General features: G+C 64.7%; 1 protein-coding gene and 1 pseudogene. Both read left to right on the top strand.

Annotation, left to right across the window (positions count from 1 at the left end):
• Positions 1 to 801, top strand: a pseudogene (locus ABZV94_RS41600) (hypothetical protein); the annotation flags it as partial.
• Positions 802 to 815: 14 nt separating this feature from the next.
• A partial coding sequence (locus ABZV94_RS41595; protein ID WP_356350305.1) for an immunity 49 family protein occupies positions 816 to 1,434 on the top strand: 619 nt, incomplete at its 3' end.

The following is a 1,434-nucleotide window of genomic DNA, read 5'->3' as shown; positions in this document are numbered from 1 at the left end:
TACGGCACTCCGCTCTCTGAAAGGTCCCTCATGCCCCTGGCCCTGCTCGCCCTTGCCGTGGGCGCCTTCGGCATCGGGACCCTCGATGCCAACGGCAAGTGGATCTCCGTTCACGACTTGCCGAACGGGCCACGGGAGGCCCGGTTCAACCCCAAGACGCTGGACGCAAGCTCAATCCCGGGCGAGGTTCTGCCGGACTTGAACAAGGCCGCTGGCGATCGCCGCGTGTACGTCGACCTGAATAACGCGGAGCTCAAGCTGAAGGGGGCGGACACTCCGGCGCACCGCGAGGCCGTCAAGCTGGCCCGGGCGGCATTCGACGCCCGACTCCCCGGAGTTCCCAACAACAGTAAAATCCCGGAAGCGCTGGGCAACCGGGCGGCGGTGCTTCACGTGATCCCGCACGAATTCCCCCGAGCGCAGGGGATCGATCTCCCGAAGACCCTCAACGGCGCACACATGTTCGATGGCGCCTACAAACTACCCGACGGGGAACGCCTGCTCGTAGAGGAAAAGGCCCCGTCCAACGATCCCGACTGGCGCCAAGGCAAATCCGATCCCGACCCGCAGAACCCGAGCGACCACGGTGGCGCTCAGGGCATGCGGGTCCAACAGGGCACCAAGCCTTACATCCGGACGATTCTGGCCGAGATGACGTCCCGTGGTGGCAAGGACGCCACGATCGCCGCAGATCTCCGCACCGCGCTGAAGGCTGGGAAGCTGAGGTATGTGCTGGTCAAAGCACTGGAGGACACTAACGGCCTCTACGCTGGGGCCGTGATAGAGGAATTCAAGATCTAGCTGCAGGAGAGTGCATGACAACGCGCATTCCGCGCCACGACTTCCGTACGGACGACGCCACGGAGGCCATGAAGCCTGTCGTCGCAGCCGCCCAGGAGGCCATCGAGGGGATCGAGACGTCTGAGGACGATCGCTACGACGCCCTGGCATTCGCGCTTGGCGCCGCGAAATGGCAGTGTCTGTTGGATCCCGAGGCGAGTGAGCTGGTCACCTGGGAATCCTGGGTACGTGCTATGCAGGTCGGCTCCGCGCTCTTCGTCGCCGGCACCACGCAGGAGAGCACGGTGGCCTGCCGGGTCGGAACCCTGGACGAAGTACGCACGCTCCCAGGGACAGGGCCACAGGACTACCTGCACGCTGGGAACTGGCTCACCTCCTTTTACCTGGCCGTGATCTGCCGCGAGAACGACCGGGTGAAGCAGCTGGCCCAGGTTCCAGTGCCGTTTCTGCGTGCTTCCGGTGCTGAGTTCGACGAGTACGTCTACACCTGGATCGAGACTCTCCAGCACCTCTGGTTCGGCCGCCCCCAGACTTGGGACTCCCTGGTCAGCGCGATCCAGGGCACCGCGCCCGACCAGGCCCGGATCGCGAGCACCGAACTGATGCTGAAGATCCTCTACCCGCCACTGGAAC

This window comes from Streptomyces sp. NPDC004658 (assembly GCF_040609555.1).
Lineage (GTDB): Bacteria > Actinomycetota > Actinomycetes > Streptomycetales > Streptomycetaceae > Streptomyces.
Note: the sequence above shows the minus strand (reverse complement) of the source record. Positions and strands in the feature narration are given on the sequence as shown.